The 21,204-nt window shown below is 74.4% G+C and carries 3 protein-coding genes; all 3 read left to right on the forward strand.

Going from position 1 to position 21,204, the window contains the following annotated elements; genetic code table 11:
- Positions 1-510: 510 nt before the first annotated feature.
- The 3 genes from AMK27_RS06230 to AMK27_RS43470 are packed head-to-tail and all read left to right on the forward strand — an operon-like array spanning position 511 to position 21,187.
- Positions 511-1,818, forward strand: coding sequence for an aromatic ring-hydroxylating oxygenase subunit alpha (locus AMK27_RS06230; RefSeq protein ID WP_241847325.1), 1,308 nt, complete (start codon positions 511-513; stop codon positions 1,816-1,818).
- Positions 1,815-11,435, forward strand: a complete 9,621-nt coding sequence (locus tag AMK27_RS06235) for a type I polyketide synthase (protein WP_073903262.1) — start codon at positions 1,815-1,817, stop codon at positions 11,433-11,435. Before AMK27_RS06230 ends, AMK27_RS06235 begins: the two co-directional genes overlap by 4 nt.
- Positions 11,432-21,187, forward strand: coding sequence for an SDR family NAD(P)-dependent oxidoreductase (locus AMK27_RS43470; RefSeq protein WP_073903265.1), 9,756 nt, complete (start codon positions 11,432-11,434; stop codon positions 21,185-21,187). Before AMK27_RS06235 ends, AMK27_RS43470 begins: the two co-directional genes overlap by 4 nt.
- The last annotated feature ends 17 nt before the right edge of the window (positions 21,188-21,204 follow it).

Consider the following 21,204-nt stretch of genomic DNA (forward strand, 5'->3'; position numbering starts at 1 on the left):
CCCACGCTCGCGTCGGTGGCTCACCGCATCCGTGTGACTCGGCCCGTTTCCCACCGTCCGTTCCCCGTCCGCGACGGACATGCGTTCCGGCACCGGCACCGGCATGAGCACGGGCCCGGGTACGGCCTGAGCATGGGCTCGGGCGTTTCCCGACCGCATCGGCACTCCGGCGTGCCGTTCGGACGGCGTTCCGGCATCGGTGTCTCCCGAAGGCCACGGGAGCACCGATGCCCGGTCCGCCCTCCTGGTCCGACGTGCCCGGCCCGCCACGGATGCTCATGTCTCCCGCCCGGACGCTCTCCATACGCGCCCGGACGATCACCGTTCCCGTCCGGACGAAGCAGCCCCCGTCCGGGCGATCGCCGCTCTTCCCCTTCTCCAGCAGCACCCCAGTCACCCGCCGTCCAGGCGCGCCCGTGGCCCGGTGCGGCCTGTCCGCACAGGCCCCGGACCGCGGCAGCGCCGGCACGGCACCACTCCATGTGCTTCGCCTTCGAGGGAGTCCCGCAGATGACGCGCGCGTCCAGCATGTTCGACCTCATCAGTGACCAGGATGAGGAAAGGCCCTACTTCGAGACCGGCGGCATCGGCAGGTCGCACGCGTTCTACACGGGCGAGGAGCAGTTCCGCAGGGAGATGTCCCGCATCTACGGCCGGCGCTGGATCCCGGTCGACCACGTCTCCCGCCTGAAGGAGAAGGGCGCCTACAGCACCCTCAACATCGGCTCCGGGTCCATTCTGCTCCTCCACGGCGACAACGGAATCCAGGGCTACCACAACTACTGCCGTCACCGCGGCTACAAGCTCGTCGAGGAGGCCACCGGCAAGCGCCAGAGCCTCGTCTGCCTGTACCACTGCTGGGTCTACGACCGAAACGGCAAGCTCAAGAGCCTCAACGGCACCTACATGGACCACTTCTTCGACAAGGAGAAGAACGGTCTGCTGCCCGTGCGGACCGAGGTCCGCTTCGGCGTGGTCTTCGTGGCGCTCTCCGACGACGCTCCGGACCTCGACGAGTCACTGGGCGAGTTCGGCGAGTTCGCGAAGGTCTACGACCTCGCCGAGCTGGAGTGCGTCGAGGCCAAGGACTACCCGGTCGCCTCCAACTGGAAGCTCGTCGCGCACAACGTCAACGAGAGCCTCCACTTCCCGACCGCCCACAAGGACCTGCACCGCATCACCGACTTCGACGACGCGGGCACCTACGGCCTCCGGGGCGACATCGTCGGCGCCTGGCAGTCGATCCGTACCGGCTACAACTCCGTCTCCGTCACGGGACGCAGCGCGCGCACGCCGATGCCGAACGTCCCCGAGGGCGACCTCCAGAAGATCAACTGGATCACCATCCTGCCCAACCTGCTCTTCGGGTTCACCGCCGACTACGTGATGATGCAGTGGGTCTGGCCGGAGAGTCCCGGCACCTGCTTCGTCCGCCACTTCTGGCTGTTCCACCCCACCGAGACCGCCAAGAGCGACTTCTCGCACGAGGACGTCTTCGCGCTGTGGGACAAGGCGAACTACGAGGACTGGGAGATGTGCGAGCGGACCCACCGCGGCCTCTCCAACCCGCTGTGGACCCCCGGCCAGCTCTCCTACGACGAGGAGGTCGTCGCCCAGATCGACGCCTGGGTCGTGCGTGAGACCGCCGAGACGGCCGAGACGGCCGAGGGGTCCGAGGGGTCTGAAGCGTCCGAGGCCGAGAGTGCCGGGACCGCTTCCGCCTCCGCCGCTTCCGGGGCCTCCGCTTCCGCTTCAGCCTCCGCTTCCGCCTCCGCCGAGAACGACGAGGCCGCCGAACCCGGAAAGGCGGAGCGGTGAGCACGAAAGCCAACTGCTACCTCATCGGCGGCACCCGCGTCCTCACCCAGTGCGGGACGCGGCTCCTCGACGCCGGCGTGACGATCGAGGGCGTCCTCAGCCGCGACCCCGCGGTCGTCGCCTGGGCCGATGCCCAGGGCGTCCCCGTGCACGACCCGTCCGGCGACCTCATGGCCCTCCTGTCGGAGCGCCCGTTCGACTACCTGTTCAGCATGGTCAACTTCCGCATCCTGCCGGGAGCCGTCCTCGACCTGCCGAAGATCGCCGCGATCAACTTCCACGACGGCCCGCTGCCCCGCTACTCCGGCAGCCACGTCCCCGCCTGGGCGCTGTACGAGGGCGCCCCGCGGCACGCGGCCACCTGGCACCTGATGACCGAGGCCGTCGACGCCGGCGGCGTGCTCCTGGAGCGCTGGTTCCCGGTCCGCGACCACGCCACCGCCCTCTCCCTCACCTACGAGGCGGCCGAGACGGGCATCGAGCTGTTCGCCGACCTCGTCCCGCACGTCGCCCGGCGCACCCTCCCCGAGATCCTCGACACGAGTGGCCGCGAGCGCCGCTTCTACCGCCGGTCCGCGCGCATGGCGGGCGGCGGCGTCATCCACGCCGGCACCACCGCCGCCGAGGCCGTACGGCTCGTCAGGGCCCTGGACCACGGCTCCTTCCCCAACCCGCTCGGCGTGCCCGCCCTCATCACCGAACAGGGCGCCGTCTACGCCCGGCAGGCCCGGCTGATCCCGCGCGACGAGACCCGCACCGCGACCACCGTGCTGTCCGTCACCACCACGGCCATCACCCTGGCCGCCCCCGACGCCGACCTCGTCCTCAGCGACTGGCTGGCCGTCGACGGAAGCACGCTCAGCGGCCAGGCCGCCGCCCAGCGGCTCGGCATCGCCCCCGGCGCGGCCCTCCCGCCCGTCTCGGAGGACCGCCTGGCCGACATCGCCGACTCCCAGAAGCGCCTGCGTCCCCACGAGCCGTGGTGGCGCGCCCGCCTGGAGGACGTCCGCCCGGTCCCGCTGGCCGCCGACGACTTCTCCGCGGCCACCGCCCACTACGGGCACTACGAGCTGGCCTACCTCCCCGCCTCACGCGACGAGAGCGTCGCCGTCTTCCGCGCCTTCCTCGCGGCCGTCGCCGAGCGCGCCGGCGAGGACGTGTTCGACTTCGCCTGGTCCCCTTCGGCCGCCCGCGACCTCGCGGAGCGCACGCACGGGCTGACGGCCGCCCGCTTCCCCGTCCGCTACGACGGCGGGACCGCCCGTTCTCTCCGGGAGAGCCTCGACGAGGCTGCCGCCCGCCACGGATACACCGGCGACCTCGAGGTCCGCCTCGGCCTGGCCGGACGGCCGCTCGGCACCGACGAGCCGAGCTTCACCCGCGTCATGGTGCTGGAGCGCGATCCGGGGGAGGAGGCCTCCGCCGACCCGCACACCGAGATCGCCCTGCTGTGCCTGAGCGACGGCCCGCCCACGATCTTCGTGCGGGAGACCGCCATGGGCGAGGACGAGGCTCTGGCCTTCGTCGAGCGCGTCGAGGACCTGGCCATGGCGGCGCTGCTCCAGGGCGACGAGCCGCCGACCGAGGCCACGGACTCCGCCCGGTCCACGGACTCCACCCGGTCCACGGACTCCGCGGGGCCTGCCGACTCCAGCCGGTCCACCGACACCGCCTCCACCGAGTCCCCCTCCACGGAGCCCTCCGCCGACGCCGCCCTCTCCGCCGGGGAGCCCACCGAGGACTCCGCCGGAACGGCCGACGAGCAGACCGGCGGTCCGACCGTACTGGACCTCTTCGCCGCCGCGGCCGCGGAGCGCCCCGGAGCCGTCGCCGTCCGCGCCGGGAACCGTACGCTCGACTACGCCGATCTCGACCGCTGGGCGGACGCCGTCGCGGCCCGCCTGCACGACGAGGGCATCGAGCAGGGCGCGGTGGTCGGCGTCCTGCTGGAGCGCGGCACCGCGCTGCTCCCCGCGATGCTCGGCATCCTGCGGGCCGGCGCGTCCTTCCTGCCCCTGGACCCCGGGTACCCCGTGGACCGGCTGCGGCGGTACGTGGACGTCTCGCGCTGCGAACTCATCCTCACCGACGCCCGCACCCACGCACTGGGCGCGTCCCTGGGCCTCGCGAGGCAGGTCCCGGAGGCGGACGGAGCGGCCCAGGCCGTACCCCCGCGCGTGACCGACGGCGATCTGGCGTACACGCTCTTCACCAGCGGCTCGACCGGCGACCCGAAGGGCGTCGAGATCGGCCACGGAGCCCTCGCCGACTTCCTCACCGCCATCGGCGAACGCCTCGGCGTCACGGCGGACGACACCGTCCTCGCCCACACCACGGTCGCCTTCGACATCTCCCTGCTGGAACTGCTGCTGCCGCTCACCGTCGGCGCGACGGTCGTCCTCGCCTCCCGCGAGACCGCGGCCGACCCGTACCGGCTGGCCGAGCTGGCGAGCGGGGTCTCCGTGGCCCAGGCCACGCCGAGCCTCTGGCGCCTGCTGCTGGGGACCGGCTGGACGCCGCACGCCGAGCTGACCGTCCTCTCCGGCGGCGAGGCCCTGTCGCCCGCCACCGCGGAGCGGTTGCACGAGCCCGCCCGCGCGCTGTGGAACCTGTACGGCCCGACCGAGGCGACGATCTGGGCCGCGGCCCACCGGGTCGAGTCGGTCGGCTCCTTCCTGCCGCTCGGCGAACCCCTGCGGCACATGGAACTGCACGTCCTGGACCAGGACCTGAACCCGTGTGAGCCCGGGAGCACCGGCGAGCTGTACCTCTCCGGTACCGGCCTCGCCCGCGGCTACGCCGGACGGCAGGACCTGACGCGGGAGGTCTTCGTCGACCACCCCGTCACCGGGACGCGGCTCTACCGCACCGGCGACGAGGTCCGCCTGCACGAGGCCGACGCGGTCGAGTGGCTCGGCCGGTCCGACGCCCAGGTCAAGGTACGGGGCCACCGCATCGAGCCCGCCGAGATCGAGCGGGTGCTCGAGAGGGTCGACGGCGTCACGGCCGCCGTCGTCGTCGCGGCGCGGTTCGAGGGCCGCGGCGAACTGAGGCTCACCGCCTACCTGGTGGGCGACGCCATGCCGGGCAAGTCACGGCTGGACGCCCTGGTCGGCGCCGCCCTGCCCGCGTACATGGTGCCGGACGCCTATGTGAACCTCGACGCCCTGCCCCTCACCGACAACGGCAAGGTGGCCCGTGCCAGGCTCCCGCTGCCCACGCGCGACACCATCCTGCGTTCCGGCGAGGAGCCGGAGCCCGTTGCGGCGACGACGAGCCCCGAAGCGGCGCCCCTGACGGCGGCGGAACCGGAGCCCGCGGCGGTCACGCCGGCCGCGCAGCCTGCCGACGCGACGACGGTCGAGGACACCGCGGGTTCCGAGGCGACCGCCGACTCCGCCATGACGGAAGAGGCGCTGGCGCGGTCCGTCGCACGGGTCTTCGCGGCCACGCTGGACCACTCCGGCTTCGACGTCCACGCCAACTTCTTCGACCTGGGCGGCGACTCGGTGAACGTCACCATCGCCGCCGCCCGCCTCAGCAGTGAGCTCGGCGCCTCCGTCACCGCCCCCTCGATCTTCGCCTCGGGGACCCCGGTGAAGCTGGCCCGCCTCCTCGGCGCCGAGGGCGTCGTGCCCCTGCGCGACCCGGAGACGGCGAGGGAGACGGGGACGACATCGGCGGCCGGGACGGCACCGGCGGAGGCGTACCCGGCGGCCGAGACCGCTGCCGAGCCCGCCGCGCCCGCGCCGACCGCTGCGGATACGTCGGCGCCCCCGGCCGCACCCGTCACCGCGGACACGTCGGCAGCTCCGTCCGCGACCCTGCCCACCGCCACACCGTCCGCGACCCTGCCCACCCCCACCCCGTCCGACGCCACCTCCGCGCGCACCGCCGACGACGGCGCCCTCGCCGTCATCGGCATGGCGTGCCGCTTCCCCGGCGCCGGCACCCCGGACGAGCTCTGGCAGAACCTCGTCGCCGGCGTGTCCAGCATCGGAGCCGCCCCCGAGGGCAAGCGCGGCTGGGCCCACCTGTGGTCCGAGGCGGGCGCCGACGACGTACGGATGGGCTGGGTCGAAGGCGTCGAGCACTTCGACGCCGCGCGCTTCGGGCTCACCGACCGCGAGGCGCGCCGCATGGACCCGCTCCAGCGGATGCTGCTCAGCGTCACCTCGGAGGCCATGGAGAGCGCAGGCCGGGACCACCACTCCCTCGGCGCCTCCACCGGCGTCTTCGTCGGCGCCATCGCCAGCGACTTCCCGGAGATCGTCGCCCGGAGCATCGGCCACTCCGACCCGCACGTGGCCACCGGCACGGCCCCCTCCATGGTGGCCAACCGCCTGTCCCACGTCTTCGACTGGTCCGGCCCGAGCTTCGCCGTCGACACGGCCTGCTCGTCGTCCCTCGTCGCCCTCCACGAGGCCGCCATGCACCTGCGGGCCGGCGAGGTCGACGCGGCCGTGGTGGCCGCCGCCAACCTGGTGCTCACACCGGCCAAGACCCGCTCCTTCACCCGTAACGGCATGCTCTCCCCGCAGGGCGCCTGCCGGGCCTTCGACGACGCCGCGGACGGCTACGTGCGCGGCGAGGGCGCCGGCGCCCTGATCCTCAAGCGGCTCTCCGACGCCGAACGCGACGGTGACCCGGTCCTCGCCGTCATCCGCGGGACCGCCGTCAACCACACCGGCGGCAGCGCGGGCTTCCTCACCGCGCCCAGCAGGCCGGCCCAGGAAGCCGTACTGCGCCGGGCGCTGGCCCGCTCCGGGCGCACCGCCGCCGACATCGGCTACGTCGAGGCGCACGGCACCGGCACCCAGCTCGGCGACCTCATCGAGCTGGAGGCGCTCCACGCGGTCCTCGGCGAGCCCGCCGGCCGCACCCCGGTCGCGGTGGGCTCCGTGAAGACCAACCTCGGCCACCTGGAGCCCGCCGCGGGCATCGCCGGCCTCATCAAGACGGTGCTGGCGCTCCAGGCGGCCCACATCCCGCCGTCCCTGAACTACGAGACCCCGAACCGGTCGTTCGACTTCGACGCCTCACCGCTGTACGTGGCCGACCGTCTCCTCCCGTGGGGCCCCGGCCCGCGCGTCGCGGGCGTCAGCAGCTTCGGCTTCGGCGGTGCGAACGCCCACGTCGTGGTCGAAGCCGCACCGGGCACGGAACAGGGCGGCACGGACTCCGGCCCCCAGTTGCTGGTCCTCTCGGCCGGCTCCGACGACGCGCTGCGCACCCTCGCCCGACGGCTCGTGCTCATGCTGCGTTCCGCCTACTGCCCCTCCCTGGAGGCCCTGGCCGAGGCGAGCCGACTGCGGCCGGCCGGTGTGCACCGGCTGGCGTGCGTCGCGGACAGCGCCGAACAGCTCCAGGACAAGCTCCAGCTGTTCCTGGCCGGCGTCGAGGAGGTCCGCTCGCTCCACGTGGGCATCGCGTCCACGGCGGGGCGTCCGCACGGCCTGCCCACCGCGGCGCCCGCGAGCCGAGGTGAACTCGCCGTTGCCGCACAGGCGTTCGTCGCGGGCACCGACCTCGCCGCCGGGCCGCGCCGCCGGGCGGGGGTACGCTTCCCGACCGCGCCGCACGCCGAGAAGTACCTGTGGCTCGAACCCGCGCAGGAGCAGACGCCGCCGCCCGCCGCCGCCCGGACCCGCAGCACGTGGACGGAGCACCCGGAGGCGGCGGAGCACCTCGTCCTCGGCCGGCCCACGCTGCCGGGCGCCGGGTACCCGGCCAAGGTCGCCGACTTCCTCGGCCGGGACCGCTTCGGACTGCGCGACCTCACCTTCCGGGCGGCCGTCGAGGCCCCCGCGACGCTCACGGCCGCGCGCGACGGCGACGCCCTCGCCTTCCGCGACGGCTCCGGCGCCCTGGTGTGCACCGCCACGCTGACCGCGCCCGAGCAGCCGGCGCTCGCCGTCCCGCCCGCCGCGCACCGCTTCACCGAGGTCGGGCTCGACGCGATGTACGCCGCGTTCGCCCGCTCCGGGCTGGACTACGGCACCGGCTTCCGCACCGTGACGTCCCTGTCGGTCGCCCCCGGGGAGGCCGTGGGCGTCCTGCGCGGCGACACCGCCGGGACCGTGGACGCCCGGCTCCTGGACGGCGCCTTCCAGATCGCGCTCGCCGCCTGCGGCGCCCAGGGGCTGTACGTCCCCTTCACCGTCGAACGGCTCACCGTCCTCGGCCGGCTTCCCGCCACCGCCCGCGTGTACGCCCGGCGCGACCGGGACGCCGGGCCGGACTCCGGGCTGCTGACCGCCAGCCTGGTCGTCCTCGACGGCGACGAGCCCGTGCTCGAGGCGCGGGGCATCACCTGGAAGCGGCTGTCGTCGGCCCCGTCCGGACCGGGCGCGGCCGCGGACACCGGCCCCGGCCACCGCCCGACCCCGGTCGCGCCTCCGGCCCCCGTTCCGGCCCCGGCCCCGATGCGCACCCCGGCCGCGGTGCCGACTTCCAACGGTCACCTGCCCGGCGGCCGTCCGGGCCGTTCGCTCGAGTCGGCGCTCACCGACTGGGTGGCCGCGGCCCTGGAGCTGGACGCCGCCGAACTGGAAACCGACCGCCCGCTCCAGGAGCAGGGCCTCGACTCGATGCTCGCCGTCTCGCTGGCCCAGGACATCAGGGCCCGGCTCGGCGTCGACATCCCGGTGACACTCGTCCTGGAGGTCGGCACCGTCGACCGCCTCGCGGAGGAGCTGCGGGACGAGTACGGCGTCACGGTCCCGCCCGCCGACGCGACCGGTCTCCCGGCCGACGGGGGCCCGGGTGGCCCGGAAGGCCCCGCCGGAACGGGCGAGGGGCCGACGTACCCGTCGGCCCCGGCCCCCGCGCCGAACGGGACCGCACCGCCGGCTCCCGCGGTGCCCGCAGCGGCCCCCATGGCGCCCACGCCGACGGCTCCGGTCGCCGTCGCTCCCGCCGCGGACGCCGACACGCACGACATCGCCGTCATCGGCATCGACGGCGTGTTCCCCAACGCCGCGAACCTGGACGAGCTGTGGCGCGTCCTGGCGGAGGGGGAGGACTGCCTGACGGAGGTCCCTGCCTCCCGCTGGGACATCGACGCCCACTACGGCACGGACGGCGCCCCCGGCACCGTCTACCTGCGGCGCGCCGGTTTCGTCGACGGCCTCACCGACTTCGACCCCGGCTTCTTCCGGCTCTCGCCCGCCGAAGCCGAGTGGATCGACCCGCAGCAGCGCCACCTCGTCCAGTCCGCCTGGCGGGCCATGGAGGACGCGGGACTCGCGGGCAGGCCCCAGCCGGCCACCGGCGTCTTCGTCGGCGCCAGCTACCAGCACTACCGCGACACCGTCGTCGGCGATGTCGTCCAGACCCCCGCCGGTCTGGGCAACCACAACGCGATCCTGGCGAACCGGGTGAGTTTCTTCCTGGATCTGCACGGGCCGAGCATGACGATCGACACGTTGTGCTCGTCGTCGCTGGTGGCGTTGCACACGGCGGTGCGGAGCATCCGTGCGGGGGAGTGCGAACAGGCCGTCGTCGCCGGCGTGCACCTGGGCATGTCCCCCCAGTACTTCCAGCTCGGCTCCCGTCTCCGCTCGTTCTCCCCGTCCAACGCCCTGCGGCCGTTCGATGCGGGTGCGGATGGGTTCGTGCCGGGGGAGGGGGTGGTGACGGTGGTGTTGAAGCCGTTGGGTGCGGCGTTGCGTGATGGGGATCGGGTCCGGGGTGTGGTGAAGGGTTCGGCGGTGAATCACGGGGGTCGTACGAGTGGGTTGACGGTGCCGAGCAGTGCGGCGCAGCAGGCGGTGATCTCGGCTGCGTTGGTGGATGCGGGTGTGTCGGTGGAGTCGATCGGTCTGGTGGAGGCGCATGGGACGGGTACGAGTCTGGGTGATCCGATCGAGGTGGAGGGTTTGACGCGTGCGTGGCGGGGGTTGACGTCTCGTTCGCAGTTCTGTGCGTTGGGTTCGTTGAAGGGGAATGTGGGTCATCTGGAGCCGGCTGCGGGTCTTGCGGGGTTGGTGAAGGTGTTGTTGTCGATGGAGCGGGGTGTGGTTCCTCCGTCGTTGCATGTGGTGCGGCCGAATGATCACATTCGGTTCGAGGGGACTCCGTTCTTCCTGGCGGATCGGGTGTCGGAGTGGCCGCGTCCGGTGGATGGTCCGCGTCGTGGTGCGGTGAGCGCGTTCGGGATGGGCGGGGTGAATGCCCACGTGATCCTGGAGGAGGCACCGGAGGCCCCGGTTCGTGAGGTGGTGGGGCAGGAGTCGTTCCTGGTGCGGGTGGACGCGGCCGACGAGACCTCCGTCCGCGCACTCGCCGACGCCTATGCCGACCGGCTGGCCGAGGTCGACGACGACCGACTGGGCGACTTCGCCTACACCGCCAACACGGGCCGCGCCGAGCACCGCTTCGGCACCGTCGTCACGGGTGGCGACACCGGTGAACTCGCCGTGGCACTGCGGGACATCGCCTCGGGCGCGTCCCCGGTGACCCGTCGCAGCGGTCGGAAGTCGGCGCCCGTGGTGTTCATGCTCACCGGCCAGGGCTCGCAGTACGCGGGCATGGGCCAAGGCCTGTACAGGACCGAGCCCGTGTTCCGGGCGGCACTCGACGAGTGCGCCTCCCTGCTCGCCGGCCACCTCGACGTACCGCTGACGGACCTGCTGTTCGGCACATCGGCACACCTCCTCGACTCGACGAGGTATGCGCAGGTGGGGATCGTGTCGGTGCAGGTGGCCTTGGTGCGGTGGCTGGAGTCGTTGGGTGTGCGTCCGGATGTCGTGGTCGGACACAGCCTGGGCGAGCTGAGTGCTGGGTGGGCCGCGGGTGTGGTGGGTCTGGAGGATCTGCTGCGTCTGGCGGTGGTCCGCGGCCAGTTGATGGAGTCGCAGCCGGGTGAGGGTGCGATGGCCGCGGTGCATGGTGATGCGGCTGCTGTCGTAGAAGCCCTGAAGGTGTTTCCTGGGGTTGAGGTGGCTGCGTTCAACTCGCCTCGTGTGGTGACGGTTTCGGGTCCGATGGATGCGGTGGCACGTTTCCGTGCCGAGTCGGGTCTGCGGTCGCAGCCGCTGGTGGTGAGTCATGCGTTCCACTCGGCGTTGATGGAGGGGGCGGTCGATCCGTTCGCCGAGGCGGTGTCGGGGGTCGAGTGGTCGGCTCCGCGGGTGGCGTTCGCGTCGACGGTGTCGGGCGGCTGGCACACGCCGGAGTCGGTGAAGGACGCGGGGCTCTGGGCGCGTGGGATTCGTGAGCCGGTGCGGTTCTCGGAGGCCGTCGGACTGGTGTCGGGTGTGGGTGCGGGCGTGGTCTGGGAGATCGGTGCGCAGCCGCAGCTGACCTCACTTGCGCGCGCGTCCTGGTCGGGCGATGAGCCGTTGTGGTTGTCGACGCTGCGGCGTGACCGGGTGGACCAGGCCGAGGTGTACGCGGCTGTCGCGTCGTACGCGGGTTCGGGGTCGGGTTCGTTGGACTGGGCGGGTGTGCATGCCGGCAAGGGACACCGCACGATGACGCTCCCCACGTACCCCTTCAACCGGCAGGACCTGGTGGCGCCCCCGGCCCGCGGTGAACGTGTCACGCGCACCGCGCCCACCGTCGGACACCCGCTGTTCGACCGTCACTACGAGCACCGGAGCGAGGGACAGTGACGCACACCCCAGAGACGTACGAGAAGACGTTCACGGGCCGGGAGCCCCTCATCGCCCAGCACCGCTCCGCGGGGACCGGACTGCTCCCCGCGGCCGTGCAGTTGGAGATGGCGCTCGTCGGCGTCGCACGCCGCCGACCGTTCGCGCCCCTGGAACTCACCGGGGTGTCGTTCCTCCGCCCCCTCACGGTCGCCGACCAGGGCAGCGCGCCCGTCCGGCTCGACGTGACCCCCGGCCCCGACCGGACCCGCTTCGAGCTGACCACCCTCGTGGCCGGCACCCGCAAGCAGCTGTCCACCGGCGCCGGACGGTTCCTCCCGGCGGACGCGGCACGGCCCGCCCGCACCGCGACGGACCACGAGCCCGCCGGTGCGCGTGACATCGCCCCGGAGCGCCTCTACACCGGATGGGAGCGCGAGGGACTCCAGTACGGCCCCGACTTCCGCACCGTCCGCGCGCTCTCCGTCGCCGACGGGGGAACGGCCCGCGCCACCCTGCGGTCCGACGCCGAGCCGATGCCCTGGTACGCCCACCCGCTGCTGGTGGACGGCGTCTTCCAGGTCGTCAGCTGCGCCCTGCAGGACCTGACGGGCGCGGACGGCCCGTACCCCATGCTGCCGATCGGCGTCGAGCGGCTCGCCCTCTTCGCCGACCTGTCGACGGCGACGGACGGGGTCGCCGTGCACGTCCGCCGCACCGGCGACGACGGTGCCTACGCCACCGCCGACGCCCTGCTGCTGGGACCGTCCGGCGACGTTCTCGCCGAGTTCCAGGGCGTACGGATGCGGCGCACCACCACCGTGACCCGCCCGCCCGCGGCGGCGACCGGCGCCACGACCCCGGCACGGATGTCCGACGGCGCCGCGCGACGGCGGGACCCGCTGCCCGTCTCCCGCATCGACTGGCACCCCGAGGTGGGCGATCCCGCCCGCCGCGAACCGGCCTCCGGCACCTGGGTGGTCCTCCACCACGGCCCGGCCGACCGGCTCGGCACGGGCGCCGCGGAGGCGCTGCGCGCCGACGGCGCCCGGGTCGTGGAGGTCGCGGCCGGCCCGGCCGCGCCCGCGAACGGCGCCGCCGACCCCGACCGGCTGACGCTGGACCGGCCCGACCAGGACGCGTTCCGGCGGCTCTGGGAGGAGATCGGCGACCCCGTCGCGGGCGTGGTCCACCTGTGGAACGCCGACGGCCCGACCGACGGCCGCAGGGACGAGGAAGCGGAGCTGCGCCTCGGCCTGTACGCCTCCCTCGCCGCCCTGCGGACCCTCGGCGAGCGGCAGCGCAAGTCCCGCTTCCTCGTCGTGACCCGCGACGGCCAGCCCGTCGCCCCCGGCGACCGGCCGGTGCCCGCCCGCGCCGCCCTGTGGGGCCTCCTGCGCACCGCCGCCATCGAGTACCCGGGCCTGCGCCCGCGCATCGTCGACCTCGGAGGCGAGCCCGGCACGCTGCTTCCCGCCCTCGTGGCGGAACTCGGCGACGCACGGGGGCCCGTCGAGACCGGCTACCGGGGCGACGTCAGGCACGTGCCCGTCCGGGTGCGCGACCGCTCCGCGTACACCTCGCCGCGCCCCGCCGGACAGGGCCCGATCCGGCCCGGCGGACGCTACCTCGTGCTCGGCGGCCACGGCGGCCTGGGCCTCGAGGTGGCCGAACGGTTCGCCCGCGAGGGCGCCGGCGTCGTCGCACTGGTCTCCCGATCCGGGGCGAACCCCGCCTCCGACGAACGGGCCGCCGACCTCACCGCCCACGGCTGCCTGGCCGTCTCGTACAGCGCCGACATCACCGCCCCCGGCGCCCTGACGGCCCTGGTCGAGAGGATGCGACGGGAGCACGGCGACGTGCACGGCGTCGTCCATGCCGCCGGCACCCTCAAGGACGGGCTGATCCGCAGCGCCACCGCCGACGACGTCGCGGCCGTGATGCGGCCCAAGGCCGACGGGGTCCGCGAGCTGGCCGCCGCCATCGCCGGGAGCGACCTCGACTTCGCGGTGCTGTTCGCCTCCGTCTCCGGCACGTTCGGCAACCTCGGGCAGGGCGGCTACGCCGCCGCCAACGCCTACCTCGACGGCTACGCCCACGCGCACGGAGCGCCGTGGCTCAGCGTCGACTGGGGCCTGTGGGGCGAGGTCGGCATGGGCACCACCGTGGCGGCCCAGCTCCGGGCGCGCGGCGTCCGTCCGCTGACCACCGCGGAGGGCCTGGACGCGCTCATCGCCGTCCTGGGAGCGGAGCAGCCCGCCCGGCAGCTCGTCATCGCCCACCCGGACGCGGGCACCGAGATCGCCGAGCCGGAGGACCAGGCGCACCGCGCCGCCTCCGCTGTCTCGACCGCGTCCGCCTCCGCTGTCTCGACAGCCTCTGCCGCCTCCGCCGCCTCCGCCGAGATCGCGGGCGTCGGATCCCGTCCTTCCGGTCAGGGGGAGCGCGCCGACGGCTCCGGTGGGACAGCCGGTGACGCCGTCGGGCGAGTCGCCGACGCGCTGGCGGAGTTCCTCGTGGAACGGCTGGGAATCGCGTCCCTCGACCGCGAGGCGCTCCTGTCGGACTACGGCATGAGCTCGATCATGAGCGTCGAACTGTCCGAGGAGCTGTCACGCCGCTGGGGCGTCAGCCTCCCGGCCACCCTCTTCCTGGAGTACGGGGCCTTCGACGAACTGGCGGAGGCGCTCACCGAGCGCTACGGCGCGGCGGCGGCGCTGCCGGAACCGGCCGGGGGCGCTGCCGCCGGTGCTGTCGATGCAGCCGTCGCCGAGCCCGCCCAGGCTGTCGAGCCCGTCCGGCCTGTCGAGCCCGCCGCCGCAGAGCCCGTCCGGCCTGCCGAGCCCGCCCTCTCCCGGGTCGTGGCAGATTCCGCGACCTCGACCGCCCTCGCCGCCGCTTCCACCGCCTCGACCGTCTCCGCCCCCGCCGCCACGCCTGAGCGCCCCCGGCGTTCGGCTGCACGCGGACGCGACCTGGACGTCGCCGTCGTCGCCGTGTCCGGCGATCTCCCCGGCGCACCCGGCGGCGTGGCCGACCTGTGGCCGCTGGTGCGCGCGGGAGGCCACGCCTTCACCGACGTACCCGCCGAACGCTGGGACGTCGACGCCCACGTCGAACAGCGCGGGCCCCGCATGACGGGCACGTACTGCCGCAAGGGTGCCTTCCTCACCGACACCGACCGGTTCGACCCGGCCTTCTTCGGCATCTCGGTGCGCGAGGCCGAGGAGATGGACGTCCAGCAGAAGCTGCTCCTGGAGCACGCCTGGGCGGTCCGGGACGACGCCGGCCTCGTCGGCCGCCGTGACATCGGCGTCTTCGTCGGCGCGACCTACACCCACCACCGCGACACGCAGGGCCTGGAGACCGTGGGCCCGCACACCGCGCTCGGCTCCATGAACGCGGTGCTCGCCAACCGCATCTCGTACGCGCTCGACCTCACCGGCCCCTCGCAGACCGTCGACACCCTCTGCTCGTCCTCACTCGTCGCGCTCCAGCAGGCGGTCGCCGCGCTCCGCGCCGGCCACTGCGGCGCCGCGATCGTGGCGGCCTGCCAGGTCGGCCTGACGCCCTGGTACTACCGCAGCCTCAGCCAGCTCGGCGCCCTGTCGGAGGGCCTGCCCAAGCCCTTCGACGAGCATGCGGACGGCTTCCTCCCCGGCGAGGGAGCCCTCGCCGTCCTGCTGAAGCCGCTCGCGGACGCGGAGCGCGACGGCGACCTCATCTGGGGCGTCGTCCGGGGTACGGCCGTCAACCACGGCGGGCGCGGCAGCGCCCTGCCCGTGCCCCGCAGCGGGGCCCAGGCCGCCGTCGTCCGCGCGGCGCTGGACGACGCCGGGCTCGCCCCGGCCGACATCTCCCTCATCGAGACCCACGGCACCGCGACCCGGCTCGGCGACCCCATCGAACTCGCCGCCCTCACCGAGGTGTTCGGCGGCGACCCCGACCGCGAAGGGCCGGTCCACCTCGGCGCCGTCAAGGGCAACATCGGGCACCTGGAGCCCGCCGCCGGGCTCGCCGGGCTCGTCAAGGCCCTGCTGTGCCTGCGGCACGGGGAGATCCCTCCGGTCGCCGGGTTCGAGAAGCCCAGCAGCCACCTCGACCTGTCCTCCGGGCCGTTCGAGATCCCGACCGAGCCCCGCCCGTGGACCTCCGCGGGACCGCGGCGCTTCGGCGTCAGCTCCTTCGGCATGGGCGGCACCAACGCCCACGTCGTCGTCGAGGAGTACGTCCGGGACCACGGCGCCGAGGAGACCGGCGGCGGACCGGCCGACGAGGCCGCCCACGCGGACGGCTCCACCGGTGAACACCTGCTGGTCCTCTCCGGCCACACCCCGGAGGCCCTGCTGCGGCGCATCGCGGCCACGCGGGCGGTGCTGCGCGGGGAGACCGCCGCCGGCCTGCGGGAACTGTGCCGTTCCAGTGCCGTCGGACGCGACCACCGCGCGCACCGGATCGCCGTGCTCGGCGGCTCCGCCTGGGAGATCGGCGCCGGACTCGACCACGCCCTGCGGCTCGCGGACTGGGCACCCGGCACCGTCGTGCGCGGCTCCGTCGTGGTGGAGACCGCCTCGGCGGGCCTCGGCGTCCACGCCCTGCGCCACGTCGGAGGGGCGGCCGTCGACTGGACGTCCGTGTACCCGGACCCGGCGGTACGCCGGAGGCCGCTGCCGCCGTACCCGTTCGGCGCGGCAATCGCGACATCCGTGGCCCCGGCGGCCCCCATGGCACCGGCGACCCCCGCCGTCGCCTCGGACGCGCCGACCGGAGCCCCGGCCGCCGCCGTCCGGAGCGAGGACGTGGCCGCGGCCGTCCGCAGGCTCTCGCGGGCCCACCGCGTACTCGGCGAGGAGACCGTGCCCGGCGCCGTGCCCCTCGCCCTGGGGCTGCGGGCGGCCGCTGAACTGAGCGCCGTCGCCTTCACGGGCCGGGGGAGCGGCCCGCACGCGTTGACCACCGATCTGGACGAGCCCGGCCGCACGGGACCGGCCGCCTTCCGGCACGCCGGCCGCACGATCGCCCGGCTCACCACCGGCGCCGCCCAGGCCGGACCCGCACCCGCCGCACGGGACCTGGACGCCCTGCGCGCGGACCTCGGCCGCGACCTGGAACCCGCGGGCCTCTACGCATGGTTCGCCGCCAAGGGCATGGAACTGACCGCTCCGCTCCGGTCGATCACCGAGGTCCACTACGGACCCCGCCAGGTCCTGGCCCGCGTCGACCTTCCGGCCGACAGCCCCCTGGAGGCCGAGGCGGCGGCACTCGACGCCGCCCTCCAGGCCATGGCCGTGCTCACGCTCGCCGACCCCGAGGCGCCGACCGGCACCTTCCTGCCGGTCGCCGTCGAAGGCGCCGCGCGCTGGGGCGACCCCGGGCGCACTGCCTTCGTGCTCCTCGACGGTGCCGAGGCGGGCGCCGACGGCGTACGGCACGGCGACGTCGACCTGCTGGCGGACGACGGCCGCGTCCTGGTCCGCCTCGAAGGCATCGAGTACCGGACCGTGGCCGGGAACAGCACGAGTACGGGCAGCGCGGCAGGTAGGACCACCGGCCGCGCAGGTACGAGCGGCGGCGCAGCCACGACCGCCGGAGCAGCTACCACCGGCCCCGCAGCCACGACCACCGGCGCGGACGCGTCCGCGCCGGCGCCCCGCTCGGCACGGCTGGCGGCGGCCGAGGCGGCCGTCGTCGAGGTGGTGCGGGCGGCCCTGCACGACCCCCGGATCACCGCGACCACCGCGCTGTCCGCCGTCGGCATCGACTCGATGCTGGCGACGGCCGTCGCCGCCGACCTGGACGAGCGGTACGGGGTGCGGCTCAGCCCGACGGACGTCCTGGACGCCGCCGACTGCCGCACCCTCGCCGCCCACGTCACCGAACTGGCCCCGGAGGACACCTTCGCGCGGCCCGAGGCCGAGGCGGCACCCGCCGTAGCGGCGCCCCGGGCCGACGACGAGACCACCGGTCCGGCCACCGGCCAGGCACCTCACCGGGCGTCCACCCGGGTCTCGGACCGCGGCGCCGACCCGGCCGCGCTCTACGGAGCTGACCCCGGCGAGGCGGTCTCCGCCGACGACGTGGCCGTGATCGGGATGGCCGTGGCCCTGCCCGGCGCCACGGACCCGGCAGGACTGTGGGACGTACTGGCCGAGTCCGGAGACCGGGTCGGCCCCGCGCCCGCGCGCCGCTGGGGCCGGTACGCCGACCGCCGGGAGCCGGACGTGGGCGGCTTCCTCGACGGCGTCGAGGAGTTCGACGCCCGGTTCTTCGACTTCTTCCCCAAGCAGGCCGAGGCCCTCGACCCGCAGGCCCGCTGGCTGCTTCGCACCACCTGGGAGGCGCTGGAGTCGGCCGGCCTGCCGCCGCGCGGACTGTCGCCCCACACGGGCGTGTTCGTCGGCGCCAGCTACCAGCACTACAAGGACTACAACCTCTCCCCGGAGCTGGACGCCCCCGCCGGTCTGGGCAACCACAACGCCTTCCTGGCGAACCGGGTGAGTTTCTTCCTGGATCTGCACGGGCCGAGCATGACGATCGACACGTTGTGCTCGTCGTCGCTGGTGGCGTTGCACACGGCGGTGCGGAGCATCCGTGCGGGGGAGTGCGAACAGGCCGTCGTCGCCGGAGTCCGCGTCGCCATGTCGCCCCTGCACTACGTCGCCATGCGGAACCTGCGCGCCCTGTCACCCTCCGGCCACTCGCGGCCGTTCGATGCGGGTGCGGATGGGTTTGTGCCGGGGGAGGGGGTGGTGACGGTGGTGTTGAAGCCGTTGGGTGCGGCGTTGCGTGATGGGGATCGGGTCCGGGGTGTGGTGAAGGGTTCGGCGGTGAATCACGGGGGTCGTACGAGTGGGTTGACGGTGCCGAGCAGTGCGGCGCAGCAGGCGGTGATCTCGGCTGCGTTGGTGGATGCGGGTGTGTCGGTGGAGTCGATCGGTCTGGTGGAGGCGCATGGGACGGGTACGAGTTTGGGTGATCCGATCGAGGTGGAGGGTTTGACGCGTGCGTGGCGGGGGTTGACGTCTCGTTCGCAGTTCTGTGCGTTGGGTTCGTTGAAGGGGAATGTGGGTCATCTGGAGCCGGCTGCGGGTCTTGCGGGGTTGGTGAAGGTGTTGTTGTCGATGGAGCGGGGTGTGGTTCCTCCGTCGTTGCATGTGGTGCGGCCGAATGATCACATTCGGTTCGAGGGGACTCCGTTCTTCCTGGCGGATCGGGTGTCGGAGTGGCCGCGTCCGGTGGATGGTCCGCGTCGTGGTGCGGTGAGCGCGTTCGGGATGGGCGGGGTCAACGCCCACGTGATCCTGGAAGAGGCACCGGAGGCCCCGGCCCGTGACGTACCCGCCCCGGAGTCGTTCGTGGTCCGCGTCACCGGCGCCGACGAGACGGCCGTACGGAAGCTGGCCGCCACCTACGCCGCTCGCCTCGACACGGCACGGGACTCCGCCGAGACGGCCGACCTGTGCCACACGGCCAACACCGGCCGCTCCCCGCTGGAGTACCAGACCGCCGTCCACGGACGCTCGGCGGCGGACCTCGCGGCGGCGCTCCGCTCGGTCGCGGACGGGACCCACCCCGTCGCCCGCGTCGACATCGACCTCACCGCCGACGCGGCGGCGGCCCTGTGCGGGACGACCGCCGCCCCCGGCCACCCGGCCCACGCGGCGGAGCTGGCCACCGCCGGATACGCGCACGTCGACTGGTTCGGACTGTCCCCCGCGGGAGCCCGCGTCACGGATCTGCCCACCTACCCGTTCGCCGGGTCCGCCTTCTGGCGGGGCCCCGACGAGGCCGACCAGGCATACGACGCCAGCCAGGCATACGAGGCCGACCAGACCGACCAGACCGACCAGACCGACCAGACCGACCAGACCGACCAGACCGACCAGACCAGCCACATCGACCAGACCGGCCACAACGGGACCCCGGCGCAGGACGCACAGACGGGCACACCGGCCGTACGCGTCCGGTGGCGCGCCCGCGACCTGGCACGAGCCGCCTCGGCCGGACCGGCGACGGTGAGCCTGAACGTCGCCGACCCCGCCCTCGGGCAGGCCCTGACCGGGCTGCTGCGGGACCGGGGCGTGACCGTCGTCGCGCCCGGCGCGCCGGCCGACGCCGCCGTGGTGGTCGGACCCCGGGACACCGGGCACACGGACCCCGCCGAACTCGCTTCCCTGTGGGCCGAGATGGGTGACCTGACGCGGACGCTGCCGCAGCGGGCCGGGATCCTGTGGGCCTCGTTCGGCGGGGCGGACCCGCAGTCCGCCGCCCATACCCGCCACGGCGCGCAGGGCGGCGACGCCGGTCCGGACCCGGTCCGGGCGGCGGCCGCCATGGCCGTCCGGGCCGCGGGAGCGGAAGGCCGCCGACCCACCTCCGTCGTCCACCTGGACCCCGCCGACCCGGCCGCCGACCAGGCCGCCCACCTGGCCGCCGAGCTCGCCGCACTGGTGTCCGGTGCACCGGAGCCCGACGACGCCGACGCGGGGACCACCGTCGCCGCCTACCGGCAGGGCGCCCGGTACGTGCCGGAGACCGTGCCCGCCCGGCCCGGCCCTCCGTACTTCCTTCCGGCCGAGGGCTACTGCCTCGTCACCGGAGGGCTCGGGGCCGTCGGACTGCGACTGACCGAACGCCTCGTCGCCCGGGGCGCCCGGCGCGTCGCCGTCGTCGGCCGGTCGGCCCTCGACGCCACCCGCGCGCAGGCGCTGCGAGAGCTGGCGGGCGGCGCTGCCGAGGTCGAGTACGTGCCCTGCGACGTCTCCGACCCGACGGCCCTCGCCGCCGTCGCGGACCGGCTCGGCCGGCGCTGGGGCCGACTGGTCGGCGTCGTGCACGCCTCCGGCGCGGTCAACCCCTTCGGGGCGATGCACCGCCGCCCCTGGAGCGACGCCGAGAAGGTGCTCGCGCCCAAGGTGGCAGGCTCGCTGCACGTCGTCCGCCTGGCCAAGGAACAGTGCGCCGACTTCGCCGTCCTCGTCTCCTCGATCGCCGGGACCCAGGCCCTGGCCGGCCGCGGACTGGTCGACTACAGCCTCGCCAACGCCTTCCAACTGGCCCTCGCCGAACGGGAGGACGACGAGGTCACCGCAGTCACCGCGCACGCCTGGCCGAACTGGACGGGCATCGGGATGAAGGCCGACGACACCTTCTCCGCAGGCCACTCGGTCGGCGCCGAGGAGGCGCTCGACGCCTTCTTCGACCACCTGCGGTCGGGCGGCGCCGTCGTTTTCCCCGGCACCGCGTCCGCCCCGGCGGAGACGGTCGGCACGGCCACCGCCGCACCCGTCCCCACCTCCCCGGCCGATGCCGCGCTACCGGCCACCCCTGCGCTTCCGGCCACTCCGGCGGCGCCGGCCACCCGGCGCGACACCACCGCGATGCGTGCCCACGTCCGGGAAGCCTTCCTCCACGTCCTGGGGGAGGACCCCGGCGACCGGCCACTCCAAGGGCTCGGCCTCGACTCCCTGGTGATCGCGGAACTGGCCACCGCCCTCGAACGGGGCGGCCTGACCGTCGACCCGTCGCTCCTCATGCGGGCCCGCACCGCCGACGACATCGCGGCCGAACTCGCCGACCTGGCCGCACCCGCCGCCGGCCCGGCCGCACCCGCACCCGCACCCTCCGGCCCGGCCGCACCCGCCGCCGTCCCGGCGCCCCCGGCCGCCACCGCGCCCGACCGCACCGGGGCCGTCGACGCCACCCTGAGCGCGCTGCTGCGCCCCCTGCTCGACCGCGACCGCGACGGCGGACGGGAGGCGGTCCAGGCATGACCGGCGAGCCGAACGAA

The sequence above is a fragment of the Streptomyces sp. CB02009 genome (genome assembly GCF_001905825.1).
Classification (GTDB): domain Bacteria; phylum Actinomycetota; class Actinomycetes; order Streptomycetales; family Streptomycetaceae; genus Streptomyces.

Coding starts and splice junctions, on each gene's coding strand:
- AMK27_RS06230 (WP_241847325.1), top strand. CDS start 511: ATGACGCGCGCGTCCAGCATGTTCGACCTCATCAGTGACCAGGATGAG.